Here is a 20381-nt window from a genome sequence, read left to right as displayed (position 1 = left end):
GGTTGGCTTAATCTGTGTCAGGCAAACTCTCCTCCAGAGTATCGGAGGAGAGTGTCATGAAAAACCGCATTTATGAAAGTTTGACCACCGTGTGCAGCGTGCTGATCGTTAGCAGCTTTTTGTACGTTTGGGTGAGTTCTTACTGACCTTTCTCTAATTCCACCCAAGCGCGAGTGCCGGTGGTTCCCTGACGATTTTGCAAATAGAAATGCCCGTGATGTAATTGGGTGATACGACTGACAATGCTCAGCCCCAGCCCAATCCCGCCAAAACGGCTGTCCATACGCACAAACGCTTTACTCAGCTCCCCGCATTTACTCTCATCAATGCCAGGGCCTTCATCTTCGACGGCGATAACGGCATCATGCTCTGTATTCAGGCTAATCGTAATATGGGTGCCTTCCGGGCTGTAACGATGCGCGTTCTCCACCAGATTTCGCAGCAGCATTCGTAATAGCGTCGCATCGCCACGTACGACAACGTCCGCCGTGCTTTGCGGTAGGAGCAGCGTCTGCTGACGCTGGTCCAGCATGGTGCTGAGTTCATCGTAGGAGGGCAAAATCACGTCCTCCAGCAGTTTGACATGCTGGTAGCTCCCGGCCGAGAACGACTGTCCAACGCGGGCGAGTTGCAGCAGTTGCGACACGCTGTCCATCATTTGGTCAAGGCGGGCAATTAACGGTGAAACGTCGACCTTATGGGTTTTGGACAGTAATTCCAGATGCAGGCGAACGCCTGACAGTGGGGTGCGCAGTTCGTGGGCGACATCGGCGGTAAATAAGCGTTCGTTTTCAATGGTGCTCGTCAGCCGCGTCACCAGCTCGTTGAGCGCTGAGACGACCGCCTGGATCTCAACGGTTGAACTGTGAACTTCAATCGGAGCAAGGTTATCGGCTGCCCGCGTTTCTAACTCTTTTTGCAGATCCGCCAGCGGGCGAGTAATACGTCGTACTGCCTGGTAGCAAATCAGCAGCGTCAGGCTGACCATAAAGATACCGGGGACGATCAGGCTGGCGATGGCCTCGCGGATTTCATGCAGGATGTGGCGATCGTTGTTACGATTTTCGCGTAACGCCTGCTCAAATAGCTGTATTTGTTCGGTGCTTTCGTGCCACAACCAGAAGGTGCTAATCAACTGGAAGACCAGCAGAATAAGACCGATGGTCAGCATCAGGCGATGACGCAGCGGGAGCGGTTTTTTTAGATATTGCAGTAGCTTCACTTAGCTTTCCTCAGTGGCAACCAGCATATAGCCAAATCCCCTGACTGTGCGGATACGTGCTTTACCCACTTTGTCCCGCAGGTTGTGAATGTGCACTTCCAGCGTATTGGTCGACGGTTCGTTATCCCAGCTGTAGATGTCGTTATACAGGATCTCCCGGTGTACCGGGCTGCCCGCCTTAAGCATCAGGCGCGACAGGAGTGCGTATTCTTTCGGCGTTAAGATAACTTCTTGTCCATCCATCCACACCTGGCGACGACCGATATTCAGCGTCAGGTTACTGACAATGAGTTCACTTTCACCCTGATTGTTATGACGACGCAGCAGCGCCCGGATGCGGGCATGCAGTTCTTCCAGTGCGAACGGTTTGACCAGATAGTCATCGGCGCCAACGTCCAGCCCGCTGACCCGGTCTTTCACCGTATCGCGGGCGGTGAGGATAAGCACTGGCACGGTGTATTTTTTCTGTCTGATGCGGTTCAGGAAGTGCAGGCCGTCTTCATCCGGTAAGCCCAGGTCCAGAACCACCAGACTGTAATGGCCGGTCTCCAGACACTGCTCCGCGGCACGGGCCGTTGATACGCCGTCGCAGGCATAGCCTTCTGTTTGCGCGGCGAGTATCAGTCCCTGTAATAACAACGTATCGTCTTCAACAATCAGAATTTTCATTCGTTTAGCCTCCCCGGCAGGGTTGCAGAATATCATCTGCCGCCTGATATTTCTGTGTTTGCACGCCTGTTAATCCCAGCAGGGTTGAGAAGAAATTATCCTGTGAGAAGTCCTCTGAGCCTGCCCGTTTTTGCAAACATGTCTGAGAGACTTGATAGCGTTGCTGATAATCTTCTGAGAGCCACAGCAGCATCGGCACATGTTTTTGCGTATCTGGCGCAATCGAATACGGCAGGCCGTGTAAATAGATGCCATTTTCCCCTAAGGATTCACCGTGATCGGAAAGGTAGACCAGGCTGGTGGTGAAATTATCCTGATGCTCTTTCAGTATATTGATTGCTTTATCAACAATATAGTCGACGTAAAGAATGGTGTTGTCATAGGTATTGACCAACTGTTGCTGTGAACAAGTCTGGATTTCGTTGGTGTCACAGGTTGGCGTAAATTTCTTGAACTGCGCAGGATAGCGGTTGTAATAGGTCGGACCGTGGCTGCCGATGGTGTGCAGCACAATCACGCCGTCGCCTTGCAGGTTATTAATGTACTCTTCCAGCCCGTGGAACAGCACGTCATCGTAGCATTCCCCGTCAATACACTGCCCTGGCAGGTTCAGCTTAGTCATATTCTGGTGCGGTACCCGGTCGCATGCCCCTTTGCAGCCGCCGTCGTTATCGTTCCACAGAACGTTAATTCCCGCCCGCTGAATAATGTCGAGCACGCCTTCCTGATGCTGCGCCAGTTCTTCATCGTAGTGCGCGCGTGGCATACCCGAGAACATGCAGGGGACAGATACTGCCGTTGCCGTTCCGCAGGATGTGGTGCGGGGGAAATAGACCACATCATCTTTTTCCAGCAACGGGTTGGTCTGGCGCGAATAGCCTGACAGCGAGAAGTTATCGCCGCGTGAGGTCTCGCCGAGAACCACAATCGTCAGGTTCTTACGCTTTTCTTTCACCATCAACGGATTGCGATGGGCGTCTTCGCCAATGCGTACCAGCGGCAGGTGGGCCAGCCTCTGGTGTGAATACCAGGAAGAGGTCGCCACAATGCTGTTGGATGGGCTGAGGGATTTCACCAGTTCTTTATTGTTGCGAAACAGTGAGGCGTAATCTTTGTAGAAGAACGCGGCGACCAGCACGATCAGCAGCGCGGAGATCAGAATATTCGCGCCACGGAACAGTACGCTGCGCATGGCCGGGGAGATCGGTTTGATTCTTACCCAGCAGGCAATGAGCGCGGCGAGAATGCCGCTTACTCCGAGCGTGATGAGCATTTGCGGCGTCAGTAAAGCAAAGGTTTCGGCGGGTGTGGTGTCCATCATATTGGCGATCATCGAGCGGTCAATGATGATGCCGTAGGTCATGATGAAATATTGGGCCGATGCGCCAACCAGAATGAAAACGCAGGCCACCAGGCGATTAAGCCACAGGAATGAGGCCAGCGTCAGCACAATGTTCATGACGCTGAAAGCGACGACCGGCATCGACAAAAACACCAGCACGTTACGCACGGAATCCAGGGGCAGTTCTTGCAGCACTTGTTTATAGAACGCAATGTTCAGGAAAGTCGCAAGATAAAATGAGATCAGGAGAAGCCAGCTGATTAGCCCGAGAGTGGGTCTTTTAAACAGGTGCTTTAACATTAAGGGGGTTCCATCGACTAAGTGCTACAAATCCTCTCAAAGTAAAATTAAGCCAACCTTAAGTTCTTAATGTTGATTTCAGGAATCGCGGGGGCGGCGTTGGCCCGATGGCCTTACACCATCGGGCAACGACGACTGTTTGTGTTAGTTATTGTTTACCGGAGCATCCAGTGGATATGGGTTTTTATGGATCCGATTGTAGTTTAGTGCATACAGCGCGGTGATGATCATCAGTGTGACGAATGACCACATCACCTCTTTGGCACCGGAACCGACAACGGCCCAAATGCAGTAAACAAAAGCGATAAAGGTCACCAGTAAGTACATCGGACGCGCTTTACCAAAGTGACCATGGCCGAGCAGCAGCAGCGCGGCGCAGGTGTACAGATACGGCACCAGCGTGAAGATAACGGAGACCGAAGAGACCAGACCAAACTCTTTCGCAGCGTTTGGCGACATGCTGCTGAACTGGAAGATGGTCATCAGAACGCCGACGATAATTAACCCGGCTACCGGCGTACCGGCTTTGTTAACGCGGGCAAAAATCGGTGGGAACAGGCCGTCATCGGCTGCCGCTTTGGCGGTTTGCCCGGCCAGCAGCGTCCAGCCGCCCAAGGAACCAAGGCACCCGGCCGCGGCACAGAAGGAGACAATCGCCCCAGCGGTGTCACCCAGCGCCATGCGTGCGGCATCACCGAACGGGGAGGCTGAAACACGCAGCGCCGCGTTAGGGATCATACCCATAATCGCCGTGGTGGAGAGCACATAGCAAACGGCGGCAATCAGCACGCCGCCCATGGTGGCGATAGGCACGTTACGTTTGGGATTTTTAACCACACCTGCCGCGACGGAGGCGCTTTCCACGCCGATAAATGACCACAAGGTTACGTTCAGAGTGCTTTGAATCGCACCGAAGGTGTTCATACCGCTGACGTTCCATGCCGCCATATAGGTTTCACCCCGGAACCAGAACCAGCCGAAGACGGCAATACCGACAATTGGCACCAGCGCCAGTACCGTTGCGACGGCCTGTACACGGGTGATCATTTTTGGTCCGACAATGTTCAGCAATACGAAGATCCACAGTACCACGACGCAGGTCAACGTCAGGACCAGCGGATCTTTTAAGATGGGGAAGAAGTAGCTCAGGTAACCGACGCCAATAACCACCATGGCGATGTTACCAATCCAGCAAGCCAGCCAGTACAGGACGTTGGTCTGGTAGCCCAAAAAAGGACCGAAACAGCGGCGGGCATAAGCGTAAGAACCACCGGGACTGGAGTCTAAGGACGACATTTTCGCGTACACCATCGACAGCGCCAAAGCACCGATAATAGTGACCAACCATCCGTAGATTGCAATCCCGCCAGTTGACGCAAGGTTTGCGGGTAGCAGGAATACACCGGAACCCATAATATTCCCCGACACCATAAGGGTGACGGGGATTAAGCCCACTTTGTGAGCATCAGCATCCGTCGACATATTTAGTAACTCCTGATAAGGATAAATGACGTCTTATCATACCTCTTCAGAAGACTATTTTATGATGGCGGACTGGGGGTATCGCTAATGCTGATATTATTATGGCTTATCGCTAACTGATTAAAAATCAGGCAGCGGATGGCTCCCTATGTTGACTGACATAATGCAGAGGCGTCATCCCATAGAACTCTTTGAATACGGAAATAAAGTACGAGGTACTGTTATATCCGCACAGTTGAGAGACCTGGGAAATGTTTTTGCCATCCATCAATAATTGATTGACGGCATAACGCATGCGACACGTGGTAATTATTTGGCTGTAACTTGTATTTTCACTTTTGAGCTTTTTCTTTAACAAACTGGGGCTCAGGCATAAGCAACTGGCAACCATGCTTAAATTCCAGTCTTTATGTATATCGCTCTCAATAATGTGATAAACGCTGTCGCTGATACGACTGCGTAGTATATGCATGAGCAGAGAAATAAACTTTTTGCTGCCGAGAAAGCGTGATAACACCGTGAACAGTAGCGAGCGCGTGCGCACACTTTCACCTTCGTCCATTGTGTCCATTACGCTATATTGGGCAGCCACCCGGAAGACATCCGGCGTCAGACAGACGGCGGTCATCACTGGGTTGGCACTGCGTTGCCAGAGTGGGATCTGTGAAAGGTCTTTATTTAAAAAACGTAGATAGTCTTTAATGATATCACGGCTGATATGTACGACCAGTGCGTTATTAAGTGATGAGAAATCGATAATATTATTATCGCATGCTACCAGCGCCATATGATTAGCTTTTAAGCTGATGGCTTCTTTACCGTTAATCCTTAACCAAACATCCTTCTCCGTTAATACAACAACACAAGCTGCTCTGCTGCAAACCCTCATACCCAAACTCCAGGAATATGAACATAAAACACCGTAGCTCACCATCAGATGAACCATATCGGCTAAATTGAAATTGTATGATGAATCCAGGACCGCATTAAAATAACGTGTCTGGAATTAATTACAATGTTTGGTGGGATTTTTCTTATGTACACTTTTTTTTACGCAAGTGGAAACGTGATATTTGCGTATAAAAAAAGCGCGGGGTGGTCCCGCGCAAAAAGGTATGACAATGTTATTGTTTTGCAGCAATACTCAGGAATTACTCAAGCATGACATGTCTACCTTAAAAATCGGACTATCTATAAAGTGACATTATGCTTTCACGCACATGACGTGATATACACCGTCAATAATTTCCGTTCCTTCGGTTTCATGTTCAAATCCAGGGAAGTGGTGGTCCCAGGACTGCAACGAACGTAGATAACTAATCTGCGGGCTATTGGCGTCGCCAAAGTTTTCCCCGGACAGCAGCATTGGAATTCCCGGTGGGTAAGGAATCACGGAATTCGCAGCTATACGACCCGGCAGATTTTCAATGGCCACCATCTCAACGTTATCGCTGACTATTGCGTTATAGGCTTCACGCGGGGTGATTTCAGCAACGGGCAGGCCAGAGTAGGCCGCGTTGAGTCGGCTGCCAGGGTTATTCTCTTTCAGCCAGGCAAACATGGTGTCGCCCAGATCGTGAATGCCCATGTTGGCGTAAGTGTCAGGATGTTCCTCAACCAGTTCTGGCATCACCTGCGCCAGCGGTGTATTGGCATCGTAATGGTGTTTGAATGAGCACAGGGTGTTGATCAGCGTGCCCCATTTCCCACGGGTAATCCCCATTGAGAACAGGAACATAATCTGGAAATCGGTGGTACGGGTCGGCACGATACCGTGGCGGCCAAGCCAGGCGGTGACCAGCGCTGCCGGTACGCCGCTCTCTTCCAGTTCGCCATCATCGCCCATCCCCGGCGCCAGAATACTGACTTTGATTGGGTCCAGCATGCTCCAGTTATCCGGCAGGTCTTTAAACCCGTGCCAGGATTCACCCGGACGCATCACCCAGCAGTTCTGGTCAGTGGTCAGGAGTTGAGTTGGCGCATCGGCAAAGTCATAGGTTTTGCCGGTTTGCGGGTCAGTCACCACTTCTTTGTTCCACGGTTTGAAGAACCAGTCGCCTTCGGCGGAAAATTCTTTGTACAAACGCGCCATGGCCTGACGGAAATCGACCGCTTCGTCGATCACTTCCTGGGTGAGCGACAGACCGCTGTTGCCGTCCATCATGGAGACCGCCACGTCGTTTGATGCGCAGATGGCATACAGCGGGGAGGTGGTGGCGTGCATCATGTACGCCTGGTTAAAGCGGGAGAAGTTCACGGCCCCACGACCTTCACGGACGTGAATGTAAGACGCCTGAGAGAGCGCGTTCAGCAGTTTGTGGGTCGAGTGGGTCGCAAAAACGGTAGGACCGTTATGATCGCCCGGCGCGCCACGCATAGCGTAGTGATCGGCATAAATTGGGTTAAAGCGGGCATAGCCGTACCAGGCCTCATCGAAGTGGATGCGATCGCTGGTTTGCGCGAGCAGGTCCTGGGCCTCTTTGGCGTTGTAGCAAACACCGTCATAAGTACAGTTGGTCACAACGCTGTAAGACGGTTTTTGCCCGGCCTTGCCCTTGGTCAGCGGGCTTTCGCTGATTTTTTTCTGCAATGTTTCAGGTTGCATTTCTTGCGGGTAGATAGGGCCGATAATGCCGTACCGGTTGCGACTTGGCACCATGTACACCGGTTTTGCGCCGGTGAGGATCAACCCCTGCTCGATAGATTTGTGGCAGTTACGATCCAGCACCACGACGTCGTTGTCGGTCATACAAGCCTGCATGATGGTGCGGTTAGAGCCGGAAGTCCCGACCACTACGGACCAGGAGCGGTCAGCGCCAAACACGCGGGCGGCATATTTTTCGCTCTCGCCAAATGCGCCGGTATGATCCAGCAGTGAGCCGAGCGATGCGCGTTCAATACCCATGTCGCTACGGAATAAGTTTTCACCGTAGTAATCATGGTAAAAACGACCCGCCGGCGTTTTGGTAAATCCGACACCGCCCTGGTGACCAGGCGCCGCCCAGGAGTATTCATGGATGTCGCCGTACTTCATCAGCGCGCTGAACAGTGGCGGCAGAAGCTGCTGGCGGTAACGGGTCATCGCCGCAACGGCTCGTCCGGCGATAAAGTCTGCGGTATCTTCCATAATCCAGGCGAATTCATCGACAAGCTCCAGCAGGTCGCGATCCAGCGATGCGGTGGCTTTTTCGCGATCGCCCAGCAGGAAAACGGGAACGTTTTGCTGGCGCTCGTGGAGCTTGCCGATCAATTGCCTGACGTTCAGGTGCTCGTCTTGTTGTTCCATTTGATAGCTGAACATCAGGCAATCAATGGCTTCATTAGCGGCGAGGATTGCGTAACCATCGTCGAATGAGGTGGACTTAATGACGGTAACATTTTGGCGGCTTAATGCGTCAGCCAGACGTTCGACAGCGCTACCGACCCAGGTGTCCTGATGCAGAAACTCACTTTCAACAATTAATACTTTCATCATCTTTTACCCGGTTGTGGAAAGGTTGCAATTTATGGATTGCAGACACACCGTATGAATGTGACGCAGGCAAGTATTATCCTGACAAAATGGGCTGTAAAGCGGGTGATAAATAGTCTGATTTGTGTTTAATTTGTTTTTAAACAAATGCTTATGTTTGCTTATTGGCGATTTTTCACCGCTGTTTATCGACAGGGGGAATATTTTTTTGGCTGATACTGATATCGGCGAACGATAGGGATCGTAGGCTGGAGTAACGCCGGTGGTTTCTGGCTGCTCAGCCAGCCATTGTTTGCCGGCGCTGCTGGCTCAGTTTGCGGTACTGCTGCGGCGACATGCCGACAAACTTGCTGAAGGTGTCATAAAAACGGCTGCTGGATCGGAATCCGGCGGTCAACGCGACGTCAAGAATGGTTTTATCGGTATCGCTAAGCAATGCACGGACGTGATTGATCCGCATTGCGGTAATGTACTGCTTCATGGTGAGTTGCATCACGCGCTGGAAAATCCCCATCGCGTAGTTGGCGTTGAGCTTCACGTGTTCCGCGACGTCGTTGATAGTGAGCACCTGATCGTAGTTATCGGCAATAAAACTCAGCATCTGGCTTACGTAAAACTGGGCGTGCCGCGAAACGCTGTTTTTGTGCGTCCGCGAAGTTTTATTGACCAGGATTGGCTGCCAGCCGGAAAGGCTAAACCGCTTGAGCATCAGACCAATTTCATCAATGGCGAGCTGGCGAATTTGCTCGTTCGGGTTGCTCAGCTCCTGTTGCCAGCGCTGAACTTCAAAGGTACTTAGCTGCTGCGATGCCAGCGATTTGATGACCATGCCATGGGTAACGTGGTTGATCAGTTCGCGATCCAGCGGCCAGGAAAGGAAAAGGTGCATCGGTAAATTGAAGATAGCCATGCTTTGGCAACGGCCCGGACGCGTGAGCTGATGCGGCGTACAGGCCCAGAAAAGCGTAATGTGTCCCTGTTTTATCTGCACCACTTCGTTGTTGATGAGGTACTCAACGTCGCCATCAAACGGCACATTAATCTCCACCTGCCCATGCCAGTGGCTGGCAGGCATAGCATGCGGTGAGCGCAGCTCAATATCCATCCGTTGATATTCTGAGTACAACGACAATGGGCTGCGGGTTTGCTCTTCATCGCTGCTGCACATGTGCGGATCGGGGGGAAGAGGCGATGTCGGTAATGTACTCATGGTTGCTCCATTTCCTGAATTATCAGAATCATGTCATTTGCTGCGCATTAAGGCTGAGAATCAGGACACAAATCGGACCGATATCATTGAGCATAGTGAGATTTTGGGGCCGCATACTCTGCTTTTTGTGCAATTTTGTCCCATAAACTCAGATCCAGTATGGGACAAAGAGGCGATCTGAGTTTATGGGAATGCTCGCCAGGGAAGTCGGAAGTTTTCATCTATGCGCTGTGCCACCATGACTGTGTTCACTAATGTTCTGGAGAGTCATGATGTCTGCACCCAAAATTACCTTTATCGGCGCCGGTTCCACGATTTTCGTCAAAAATATCCTCGGGGACGTCTTTCATCGCGATGCGCTGAAATCTGCGCATATCGCCTTGATGGACGTCAATCCTACTCGGCTGGAAGAGTCACACATTGTGGTGCGTAAGTTGATGGACTCAGCGGGCGCGTCCGGGCGTATCACCTGCTATACCGATCAAAAAGCGGCATTGCAGGATGCTGATTTTGTGGTGGTCGCTTTCCAGATTGGTGGCTATGAACCTTGTACCGTTACCGATTTTGCGGTGTGTAAACGTCATGGTCTGGAGCAGACGATTGCCGATACGTTGGGGCCAGGCGGCATTATGCGCGCGCTGCGCACTATCCCGCATTTATGGCAGATTTGTGAGGATATGACCGAAGTCTGCCCGCAGGCCACTATGCTTAACTACGTTAACCCGATGGCGATGAACACCTGGGCAATGTATGCGCGCTATCCGCATATTAAGCAGGTTGGATTGTGTCACTCGGTGCAAGGGACTGCGGAGGAGCTGGCCCGCGATTTGAATATCGACCCGGCCTCTTTGCGCTATCGCTGCGCCGGGATCAACCATATGGCGTTTTATCTGGAACTTGAGCGTAAAACGGCTGACGGTGCTTATGTAAATCTCTATCCGGAGCTGCTGGCGGCCTATGAATCTGGTCAGGCGCCGAAACCGAATCTTCACGGTAATACCCGTTGTCAGAACATTGTGCGCTATGAAATGTTCAAAAAGCTGGGCTATTTCGTCACTGAGTCGTCGGAGCATTTCGCGGAATATACGCCGTGGTTTATCAAACCAGGGCGTGAGGATCTGATTGAGCGCTATAAGGTTCCACTGGATGAGTATCCAAAACGCTGTGTGGAACAACTGGCGAACTGGAACAAAGAGCTGGAAGAGTACAAAACGGCGGCGCGGATCGAGATTAAACCGTCACGTGAATATGCCAGCACTATCATGAACGCTATCTGGACCGGTGAACCGAGCGTGGTGTATGGCAACGTTCGCAATGACCATCTGATCGATAACCTGCCGCAAGGCTGTTGCGTGGAGGTGGCTTGCCTGGTCGATGCGAATGGTATCCAGCCAACGAAGGTGGGTACTCTCCCGTCACATTTGGCGGCCATGATGCAAACCAATATCAATGTTCAGACCCTGCTAACGGAAGCCATTCTGACGGAAAATCGCGATCGTGTTTATCACGCGGCGATGATGGATCCGCATACCGCTGCGGTATTGGGGATTGAGGAGATTTATGCGCTGGTGGACGATCTGATCGTGTCTCATGGCGACTGGTTGCCGGCCTGGTTACACCGTTAACACACCATTACGCCGGACAGAGCATCCGGCGTTTAACCTCTGACGTTTCCTCTAACAGAAGGCGGGCGCTGGTAACGGCGACCCGATACCCTATGAGCATCTCTCTGAAAACAAAACTCAGTTACGGATTTGGAGCGTTTGGTAAGGATTTCGCCATCGGTATTGTGTACATGTACCTGATGTATTACTACACCGACGTGGTGGGATTATCGGTGGGGCTGGTCGGAACGTTGTTCCTGGCGGCAAGGGTCTGGGATGCGGTAAACGATCCCATCATGGGCTGGATTGTGAACGCCACCCGGTCGCGGTGGGGAAAATTTAAACCCTGGATCTTACTCGGTACGCTGGCGAACTCATTGGTGCTGTTTTTGCTTTTTAGCGCACATCTGTTTGAGGGCACTGCGCAAGTCGTATTTGTCTGCGTGACGTATATATTATGGGGAATGACCTACACCATTATGGATATTCCATTCTGGTCGCTGGTGCCAACTATTACGCTGGATAAACGCGAGCGTGAACAACTGGTGCCGTTCCCTCGTTTCTTCGCAAGCCTTGCTGGGTTTGTCACCGCGGGTGTGACGCTGCCCTTTGTGAGCTATGTTGGCGGGGCCGATCGCGGCTTTGGTTTCCAGATGTTTACGCTGGTGCTGATTGCATTCTTTATCGTTTCTACCGTTGTTACGCTGCGTAATGTGCATGAGGTTTATTCGTCAGATAGTGAGGCAACGGCGGACAGCAGTCGTCTTGGGCTGAAAGCGATCGTTGGGCTCATCTATAAAAACGACCAGTTATCCTGCCTGCTAGGCATGGCGCTGGCTTACAATATTGCCGCCAATATCATTGCAGGCTTTGCCATTTACTATTTTACTTATGTGATTGGCGATGCAAGCCTCTTCCCGTACTACATGTCTTACGCAGGAGCGGCAAACCTGCTGACGCTGATTTTCTTTCCTCGATTGGTAAAAGCGTTGTCACGACGAATCTTGTGGGCTGGGGCATCAGTGCTGCCGGTGCTCAGCTGTATCGTGCTGCTGGTGATGGCGTTAGCCGGTTTCCATAACATCTTACTCATTGTTATTGCTGGTATTTTACTGAATATTGGTTCAGCGCTTTTCTGGGTGTTGCAGGTCATTATGGTGGCGGATACCGTTGATTACGGCGAATACAAACTGAATGTACGTTGTGAAAGTATCGCTTATTCAGTGCAGACGATGGTGGTAAAAGGAGGGTCTGCATTTGCCGCTTTCTTTATCGCAGTGATACTTGGGGTGATTAATTACGCGCCGAATGTCGCGCAGTCTGCAGAAACCATTGTTGGTATGCAATTCATTATGATCGCGCTACCAGCACTCTTTTTTGTGGTGACCTTAGTCCTTTACTTCCGCTTTTACCGACTGAACGGCGACACGCTGCGCAGGGTCCAGATTCATTTGTTGGATAAGTACCGTAAGGTGCCGCAGCAGCATGAACAACCGGATATCCCGGCTATTGCGATAGTCACCCCAGGTGATGTGAAGGCGTAGCTATGGAATGGCATTCGTGGATTGGGTATTTGGCAGCTAGCCTGACGACGCTCTCATTCTTACCGCAAGCGATTAAGGTCATTACCACCCGCAACACGCAGGGTATCTCCGGTTTAATGTATGTAATGTTTGTGTGTGGGCTGGTGTTGTGGCTGATTTATGGATTATTGATTGAAGATACTGCCGTCAGCATGGCGAACTTTCTGACACTCCTGTTCGCCTTGCCGATTCTGGTTATCAAGTTTCGCAATGGGTAGGGCAGATTGCCGGATAAGCGTCAGCGCTATCCGGCAGTTTTTAACTGTCTGTTATGCCAGCCCGCCAACACGAGCACCGTGGTTAGCGCACCGAGCAGGGCGCAGAACATATCCGACTGGGTATCCCACGGGTCGCCCTGCGTCCCGAGAAAATCATCCGCTCCCTGACCCATCGCCAGCGCCGCCCACCATTCGATCAGCTCATACATCGCGCTAATCGCCAGCGCCACGCAGCAGACCAAAAATGCCAGCATTTTGCGGCCACGAACTATATTACCGCGCACTAAAATCTCTCTTGCCGTCAGGGCGGGCACCAGACCCTGGAAGAAGTGACCCAGCTTGTCATAGGGGTTACGACTGAGATCCAGCCACTCCTGAACCTGAAAACCGACAGGGACTTTAGCGTAAGTATACATACCACCGACCATCAGAATGATGGCGTGCAAGAAAATGAGCGTGTAGAGCAATGGCGTCAGCGGGTAGCGTTTCACGGTCGCCAGCAACAGTGGGACGACAATAATGACCGGAGTAACTTCCATCAGCCAGGTGAGTTTCTCCGTGGCAGAGACACCGGTGTAGATAAGTATTAGCGCCAGGAGCAGCGCGCCAGAGTGCAAGATTGTGGAGTTCAGTGTGCGGAGCATGGCGAATTCACAAGTAATGGAAAAGGTTACTATTCCCTGTGAGCGGCAAAAATTCAACGCCAGTAAATGGGGGGATAAAGTTGGCCCGGGGGGATCACGGGACTGACGCCAAAAATCTGTTGTCAGTCCAGTGCCGGGCCGAATGGGTTACTTCGCGCAGTTAGCGCATTGTTTGCTGACGATTTGCTGGAAGAAATCGTTGCCTTTGTCATCGACCAGAATGAAAGCCGGGAAATCTTCGACTTCGATTTTCCAGATAGCTTCCATACCCAGCTCCGGGTATTCCACGCATTCCAGATGTTTAATACTCTGCTGCGCAAGTACCGCTGCCGGGCCACCAATGCTACCTAAATAGAAGCCGCCGTGTTTATGGCAGGCGTCTGTCACCTGCTGGCTACGGTTACCTTTTGCCAGCATGATCATGCTGCCGCCGTGAGACTGTAGCAGGTCAACATAGGAGTCCATACGACCCGCAGTGGTTGGCCCTAAAGAGCCGGACGGATAACCTGCAGGTGTTTTGGCCGGGCCCGCGTAGTAGATAGGGTGATCTTTCACGTACTGCGGCAGACCTTCGCCGGACTCAATACGTTCTTTTAGCTTCGCGTGGGCAATATCGCGACCGACAATGATGGTGCCGCTCAGCGACAGACGGGTAGAAACCGGATACTGAGAGAGCTGAGCGAGGATCTCTTTCATTGGGCGGTTAAGGTCAACTTTAACCACTTCACCTTCGCCTGCCTGGCGCAGCGACTCCGGAATGTACTGGGCTGGGTTATGTTCCAGTTTTTCGATCCAGATCCCTTCGCGGTTAATCTTGGCCTTGATGTTACGGTCTGCGGAGCAAGACACACCCATACCAACCGGGCAGGATGCGCCGTGGCGAGGCAGGCGGATCACGCGGATATCGTGCGCGAAGTATTTCCCGCCAAACTGGGCGCCGAGGCCGAGTTTCTGCGCTTCTTCCAGCAGTTCCTGTTCCAGTTGCAGATCGCGGAACGCCTGGCCGTGCGCATTACCTTCAGTCGGCAGTGCGTCATAGTAGTGTGTGCTGGCCAGCTTCACCGTTTTCAGGGTGCTTTCCGCTGACGTGCCGCCAATGACGAATGCAATGTGGTACGGCGGGCATGCTGCGGTACCCAGCGTGCGCATTTTCTCAACCAGGAAGTTTTTCAGTTTGCCGGGGGTGAGCAGCGCTTTGGTTTCCTGATACAGATAGGTTTTGTTCGCTGAACCGCCGCCTTTGGCCACGCACAGGAATTTGTATTCGTCACCATCCACGCTGTACAGGTCGATTTGTGCGGGCAGGTTGGTGCCGGTATTCACTTCTTTGTACATATCCAGCGCCGCGTTTTGCGAGTAGCGCAGGTTATCTTCAATATAGGTATTAAATACGCCCTTGGAGAGTGCCGCTTCGTCGCCGCCACCGGTCCAGACGCGCTGACCTTTTTTACCCATGATAATTGCCGTACCGGTGTCCTGGCAGGTTGGCAATACGCCTTTAGCAGCGATTTCGGAGTTTCTCAGGAACTGCAGCGCTACGTATTTATCGTTTTCGCTGGCTTCGGGATCATGGAGAATTGAGGCGACTTGCTGTTGGTGTTCAGGGCGGAGCATGAAGGAGGCATCGTGGAAGGCTTGTTGGGCCAGTAGCGTAAGTGCTTCAGGGGCTACTTTCAGGATTGTTTCGCCTTCAAACTCGCCGACGCTGACGTGATCGGAGGTCAGCAGGTAGTACTCAGTTTTGTCTTCCCCCAGTGGGAAAGCCGCCTGATAAGTGAATTCAACTTTTGACATTTGCTTCCAGCCTTTTCATTTTTCTCAGGAATTTTAAAATTCTCTGTGTCTTGACGGTGGCGTGCCGTACCAAAGCGGACAGCACGCGCACTGTAATTACAGGAAACCGTACATTGCGGCGAAGATCCAACCAAAGACACAGGATACGCTCACGCCGATCAACCCAGGTAGAATGAAGCTGTGGTTGATAACGAAACGGCCAATGTGGGTGGTGCCGGAACGGTCAAACTGAATAGCCGCCAGATCGCTCGGGTAAGTCGGCAGAATGTAGTAACCGTAACATGCCGGAGCGGAAGCAACGATGTACGCTGGATCAACCCCAATTGCCAGTGCGACCGGAACAATCGCCGCCAGCGCCGCAGCCTGGGAGTTTACAAATTTGGAAACCAACAGCAGAACAATTGCATAGGCCCACGGATACTCTTTCACCATATTGCCCAGCACACCTTCGATTTCCGTCATGTGCGCGCCGAACATTGTTTCGGCCATCCAGGCAATACCGTACACCGCCACAATCGCGATCATACCGGAACGGAAGACTTCGTTTTTAGATATTGAAGCGGGATTGGTCTTCGTCAGGATAATAATCAGCGCACCGGTCAGCAGCATGAACATCTGGATAACCAGTACCATTGACAGCGGTTTGCCGCTGAAGGTAGGGCGCAGCTCAGAGAACGCGCCGAGCACGGCAACAACGGCGATAGCGGCAAGGAAGATCCACATGGCCAGCCAGTTGCTTTTCGGCAGCTTTTTGTCTAACAGTGTGGCGGTATCGCCATAAACGTAGTTGTGGTTTTCAGGGACGGAAATAAACTTCTGGAACTCTTCATCTTTATCCAGATCTTTACCGCGGAACCAACTGAAGATACCGATCGCCAGGATACCCAACAGGGTAGACGGGATAGTGATGCTGAGCAGGTCGAGGAATTCAAGATGCTTGCCTTCAAACGTTACGTTACCCAGCATTGCGACCAGTGATACAACGGCCACGGACACCGGGCTGGCGATAATCCCCATCTGCGCACCGATAGAACTCGCCGCCATCGGACGTTCCGGGCGAATATTGTTCTTAATGGCAACGTCATAAATGATTGGCAGGATGGTGTAGACCACGTGGCCTGTACCGCAGAGAATCGTCAGGGTGCAGGTAACGAACGGGGCGACGATGGAAACGTATTTTGGGTTACGGCGCAGCAGCTTTTCAGCGATTTGCAGCATAACGTCAAGGCCGCCGGAGGCTTGCAAGGTTGCCGATGCGGCCACCACGGCAATAATAACCAGCATTACATCTACAGGTGGTTTACCCGGCTGGAGATGGAAAACGAAAACCAGAATGACCAGGCCGATACCGCCTAATAAACCCAGCGCGATACCGCCCTTTCTGGCACCATAAAACAAACATATTAATATTATAAGAAGTTGTATACTAAATAACATTTTATTTACCCTCGCGAAAAAACCAGTCAATTTTTTGAAAAATGGATCTGTGCCACATTCTTTTTTGCCGGAATAGGCATCAAAAAATGGTCAGTATTCGATATGTCCGTATTTGCGATTAATGTTCAAATGTCTTGCTAGAATGTTTTTTTAACGTTATGGCGATATTTAGCTTTTTTCTGTGGCTTTGATCAGAGGAGAGAATCCTCAGGCGATGGGAAGCAGAGCTGGACATGGAGAGCTGCGGTTGACGCTGTAATTTATCTGTTTTGCGTTTTCCGCTATTTCGTGAACCACCGACAGAATGGGTGAGTAGGTTATTTGTGTGATCACGCTCACGCCATTTCATAATGTGATGAGGTTGGCGTGCGGATACTTTTATTTGCTCACAAAAATGTACGGTGTCCATGGTACGTAGCATGGTCTCCATTGCTACCAGTCCAGATTTTGTATGTCTGGTTAATTTCAGACTAATCCTTTATGGGTAAAAATACACACTCTGCGAGCTAGATAATACTTAATTAACTTTTGTTAGCGATTTTGAAATTAAAAACAGTGTGACGTTAATCAATATTAAAATAATACATTTAACATGCTGGATACAAATATATTTGATCTAACGCAAATTTATAATTCTGCAGCATGATTCAGAAAAGTAGGGATTTTTCATTATTTTAATAATTGTTACTTTCAAATAACAAATAATCCCAAATTGTTTTTATTGGCAATATTGTTTTAGTAATGAGTAATGTTCAGCCTGAACGCGGTAACGATAGACCGGTCTACCGGTTACGCCATAATGGATGCTGGTAAATAGGATGTGACAATTGACGAGCCAGATAAGATATTTACGGCAAGAAACGCGCGAGATATTGACCTCGTTGGCCAGTTCATCGGTGGAGAATTCCTGATCCTGATGCTCATCAATCCACTGGCACAGCGTGCGTAACGTTTGTGGCGTTAATCCTTTAGGTAAGCGCCGCGCTTCCTGTTCATTGGAGGAACTGCCGTGAATCAACTGGTCAAGTTCAGACTGTTCATAGTACTGATGCTTTTCCATCTCGGTTTTCTTCTGTAGCCAGCCGGTCAGCGCCTCTTCAAAACGGGACGCCTGGAACGGTTTGATCAGGTAGTCAACGACACCATAGTGGAGAGAGTCTTTGATGGTGGTCGCGTCAGCGGCGGAAGAGATGACAATGACATCACACTTGCAACCTTCGCTGTGCAATACAGGCAACAGATCCAGACCGTTCTCTTTTTGCATATAAATATCAAGCAAAATCAAATCGATATGATTACCGCTATGAAAGATTATCTCTTTTGCTTTCTCCAGCGTGGAGGCTGTGCCGCAGCAATGAAAACCGGAGAGTTGCGCGACATAACGGCGGTTTAATTCCGCTACCATTGCATCGTCATCGACAATTAAGACATTGATCATCTGCTGGCCCTCTCACCATTCCACGGTAACTGTACAAAAAATTGGGTGAAGATCCCAGGTTCAGACTCGACGGAAATATTGCCGCCAACGTTTTCAACCTGTTGTTTAACAAGCGCTAAACCAACGCCCCGTTCGGTTCCTTTTGACGAAACGCCTTTCTCAAAGATGTGCTCAATGTGTTCGGGAGCAATCCCCGGACCATCGTCATTCACTTCGCAATGCAACCAGCCGTGTCGATAATGCAAGGATACGCTGATCTCGCCACCAGGTTCTTGACCTAGCGCCTCCAGGGCGTTTTCAATCAAATTCCCCAGAACGGTAATCAGCACAGCCACCTGATCTTCGTTGCTGTTTTCCGGTAACTGACTTTCATTGCTGATCACCAGGCTATGGCCTAAATCAGATGTGCGATTAATCTTACTGAGTAAAAATCCTGCGATCACCGGGGATTTTATTTTTCCTAACAGTGAGCCAATCTCTTCCTGATAACTGTTCGCGGTCTTCAGGATGTAATTTTCAAGCTGCTTATAACTTTTCAGATGCAATAATCCCAGAATCACGTGCAATTTATTCATGAATTCGTGGGATCGTTCACGAAGTGCGTCGGCATAGTTGACCATGCCGTCCAGTCGTTGCATTAATTTTCGGACTTCAGTCTTATCTCTGAATGTTGAAATGGCCCCGATGATTTTACCGTTGCTGAGTACCGGAACCGTGTTAATTAAGAGTAGCCGATCCTTCACCATGATCTCTTCATCGCGACGCGGCGTTCCGTCATGCAGTACCTGTGAAAAATCGACCACTTTTGACCATGCGTGGCTGAGCGTGGAGAGCTGGGCATCGTCTTGCGATTTGTGGTAATCCAGCAGCTCTTGTGCCGCCTGGTTTATCAGCGTCACTTCACCGCACTCGTCAACGGCAATGACGCCTTCCTTTATAGAGTGCAGCATCGCCTGGCGTTGTTCGAACAGATTGGAGATTTCATACGGCTCCAGACCAAACAGAATACGCTTGAGGACTTTGACAAATACCCATGTGCCGAGCAGCCCAACCAGCACGCCAAATAAGATGGACCAAAAGATGCTGCCACGGCTGTTATTGATCTGCTCAGTCACCCTGCTTAGCTCAAGGCCGATCGACACGACGCCTATCTGCCGGTGATGCTCGTCATAAATAGGGGTAAATACGCGCAGGGCTTGCGCCAGAAATCCGCGATTAATGGCGACATTCTCTTTCCCTTGCAGGGCCAGCAAAATGTCATCGCCTTTAAACGGCTGACCGATTCGCTGCGCTTCGGGATGGGAGTAACGAATGCTTTGCATATCGGTGACGACGATGAACAAAAAATCGTTGCTCTTATTCACCGCCTGGGCAATCGCCTGAATACCGCTTTCCTCGGGCTTTTTCATTAGCCCCTGGCGGATCTCCGGGGAGTTTGCCAGCGTTCGTGCGACCGCAAGCGCTTTACCCGCTAATGCATCGCGCGTCATGTTGCTGATTTGCGAGAAATAAATCAGATGAACGACAAGCAGCACGGAGAAGAGTACCGCACTGACCATGAGGATCACGGTAGTGCCGAGCTTCATCGGGCGTTTGCGTATAGCAGTACGTTGCAGAGAGTGTCTCATCACGGTCCTGGAATCACGGTTTGTATGGGTATTATCGCCTGATGGGATGCGTAATTCAAAGGTGGTAGGGATGATGGGGCATGGGCTGCCTGGGCTTTTCTTCTATATATAACGTAGAGCGAGTCTCTTTTTATATAGAGATTTCCTTATCTGCTTTCACTTCTTTCAGGGAGGCTGACCACTATTTTGCTTACGATTGTGGATAACTCTGTGTGTAAATGGGTATAAGGCGGGGTTTTGCTGTGGAATGCAGCGGTCAGTCATTTTTCTGCAATTTAAGGGTTGCGGGCCGCGGGAAACTCCCTATAATGCGCCTCCATCGACACGGCGGATGTGAA

General features: G+C 50.9%; 17 protein-coding genes. 4 read left to right on the top strand and 13 right to left on the bottom strand.

What is annotated here, in order from left to right; genetic code table 11:
- Window positions 1-56 precede the first annotated feature (56 nt).
- Window positions 57-146, top strand: coding sequence for an LpxT activity modulator PmrR (gene pmrR, locus HVZ52_RS20885; protein WP_016155406.1), 90 nt, complete (start codon window positions 57-59; stop codon window positions 144-146).
- On the opposite strand, the gene pmrB is transcribed toward pmrR, so the two are convergent.
- The 7 genes from pmrB to melR all read right to left on the bottom strand — a co-directional run bounded on the left by pmrB (window position 140) and on the right by melR (window position 9697).
- Complete coding sequence (gene pmrB / locus HVZ52_RS20880) at window positions 140-1222, bottom strand: two-component system sensor histidine kinase PmrB (RefSeq protein WP_016155484.1); 1083 nt, start codon at window positions 1220-1222, stop codon at window positions 140-142. The genes pmrR and pmrB overlap by 7 nt on opposite strands.
- Window positions 1223-1891 (bottom strand): two-component system response regulator PmrA, encoded by a 669-nt coding sequence (gene pmrA / locus HVZ52_RS20875; protein ID WP_047499584.1) that lies wholly within the window; start codon window positions 1889-1891, stop codon window positions 1223-1225.
- A gap of 4 nt (window positions 1892-1895) precedes the next feature.
- The gene (gene eptA / locus HVZ52_RS20870; RefSeq protein ID WP_047357714.1) at window positions 1896-3533 is read right to left on the bottom strand and encodes a phosphoethanolamine transferase EptA; all 1638 of its coding nucleotides are present in this window, start codon (window positions 3531-3533) and stop codon (window positions 1896-1898) included.
- Between the two features lie 144 nt (window positions 3534-3677).
- The gene (gene adiC, locus HVZ52_RS20865; RefSeq protein WP_016155410.1) at window positions 3678-5015 is read right to left on the bottom strand and encodes an arginine/agmatine antiporter; all 1338 of its coding nucleotides are present in this window, start codon (window positions 5013-5015) and stop codon (window positions 3678-3680) included.
- Window positions 5016-5142: 127 nt separating this feature from the next.
- Window positions 5143-5904 (bottom strand): AraC family transcriptional regulator, encoded by a 762-nt coding sequence (locus tag HVZ52_RS20860; RefSeq protein WP_016155411.1) that lies wholly within the window; start codon window positions 5902-5904, stop codon window positions 5143-5145.
- A 315-nt stretch (window positions 5905-6219) separates the two neighbouring features.
- On the bottom strand, window positions 6220-8487 hold the full coding sequence (adiA, locus tag HVZ52_RS20855; protein WP_016155412.1) for an arginine decarboxylase: 2268 nt from the start codon (window positions 8485-8487) through the stop codon (window positions 6220-6222).
- Between the two features lie 277 nt (window positions 8488-8764).
- Window positions 8765-9697 carry a transcriptional regulator MelR gene (melR, locus tag HVZ52_RS20850; RefSeq protein ID WP_047499581.1) on the bottom strand — a complete coding sequence of 311 codons (933 nt, stop codon included), beginning with the start codon at window positions 9695-9697 and terminating at the stop codon, window positions 8765-8767.
- A gap of 269 nt (window positions 9698-9966) precedes the next feature.
- Here melR and melA point away from each other — a divergent pair, with 269 nt between their 5' ends.
- The 3 genes from melA (at window position 9967) to HVZ52_RS20835 (ending at window position 13102) form a co-directional block, all read left to right on the top strand.
- Window positions 9967-11322 carry an alpha-galactosidase gene (gene melA / locus HVZ52_RS20845; protein WP_181598651.1) on the top strand — a complete coding sequence of 452 codons (1356 nt, stop codon included), beginning with the start codon at window positions 9967-9969 and terminating at the stop codon, window positions 11320-11322.
- A 92-nt stretch (window positions 11323-11414) separates the two neighbouring features.
- Window positions 11415-12845, top strand: a complete 1431-nt coding sequence (melB, locus tag HVZ52_RS20840; RefSeq protein WP_049282259.1) for a melibiose:sodium transporter MelB — start codon at window positions 11415-11417, stop codon at window positions 12843-12845.
- Between the two features lie 2 nt (window positions 12846-12847).
- Window positions 12848-13102 carry a SemiSWEET transporter gene (locus HVZ52_RS20835; RefSeq protein ID WP_181598650.1) on the top strand — a complete coding sequence of 85 codons (255 nt, stop codon included), beginning with the start codon at window positions 12848-12850 and terminating at the stop codon, window positions 13100-13102.
- Window positions 13103-13128: 26 nt separating this feature from the next.
- Here the strand turns inward: HVZ52_RS20835 and HVZ52_RS20830 are convergent, their stop codons facing one another.
- The 6 genes from HVZ52_RS20830 to HVZ52_RS20805 all read right to left on the bottom strand — a co-directional run bounded on the left by HVZ52_RS20830 (window position 13129) and on the right by HVZ52_RS20805 (window position 20043).
- Window positions 13129-13746, bottom strand: coding sequence for a DUF2238 domain-containing protein (locus tag HVZ52_RS20830; protein WP_046275083.1), 618 nt, complete (start codon window positions 13744-13746; stop codon window positions 13129-13131).
- 147 nt (window positions 13747-13893) lie between these two features.
- Window positions 13894-15540: a class I fumarate hydratase FumA gene (gene fumA, locus HVZ52_RS20825; protein WP_016155418.1), complete on the bottom strand. Its 1647-nt coding sequence runs from the start codon at window positions 15538-15540 to the stop codon at window positions 13894-13896.
- A 96-nt stretch (window positions 15541-15636) separates the two neighbouring features.
- Window positions 15637-16977 carry an anaerobic C4-dicarboxylate transporter DcuB gene (dcuB, locus tag HVZ52_RS20820; RefSeq protein WP_003031873.1) on the bottom strand — a complete coding sequence of 447 codons (1341 nt, stop codon included), beginning with the start codon at window positions 16975-16977 and terminating at the stop codon, window positions 15637-15639.
- 118 nt (window positions 16978-17095) lie between these two features.
- Entirely contained in the window at window positions 17096-17398 is a 303-nt protein-coding gene (locus tag HVZ52_RS20815) for a hypothetical protein (RefSeq protein ID WP_131341598.1), read from the bottom strand.
- 297 nt (window positions 17399-17695) lie between these two features.
- Window positions 17696-18415 (bottom strand): two-component system response regulator DcuR, encoded by a 720-nt coding sequence (gene dcuR / locus HVZ52_RS20810; RefSeq protein ID WP_016155419.1) that lies wholly within the window; start codon window positions 18413-18415, stop codon window positions 17696-17698.
- Complete coding sequence (locus tag HVZ52_RS20805; RefSeq protein ID WP_016155492.1) at window positions 18412-20043, bottom strand: sensor histidine kinase; 1632 nt, start codon at window positions 20041-20043, stop codon at window positions 18412-18414. The genes dcuR and HVZ52_RS20805 overlap by 4 nt, the downstream gene beginning before the upstream one ends.
- Window positions 20044-20381: the final 338 nt, after the last annotated feature.

The sequence above is a fragment of the Citrobacter sp. RHB36-C18 genome (assembly GCF_013814485.1).
GTDB classification, from domain to species: domain Bacteria; phylum Pseudomonadota; class Gammaproteobacteria; order Enterobacterales; family Enterobacteriaceae; genus Citrobacter; species Citrobacter braakii.
The sequence above is the reverse complement of the archived record's forward strand: the minus strand, read 5'-3'. Positions and strand labels throughout refer to the sequence as shown.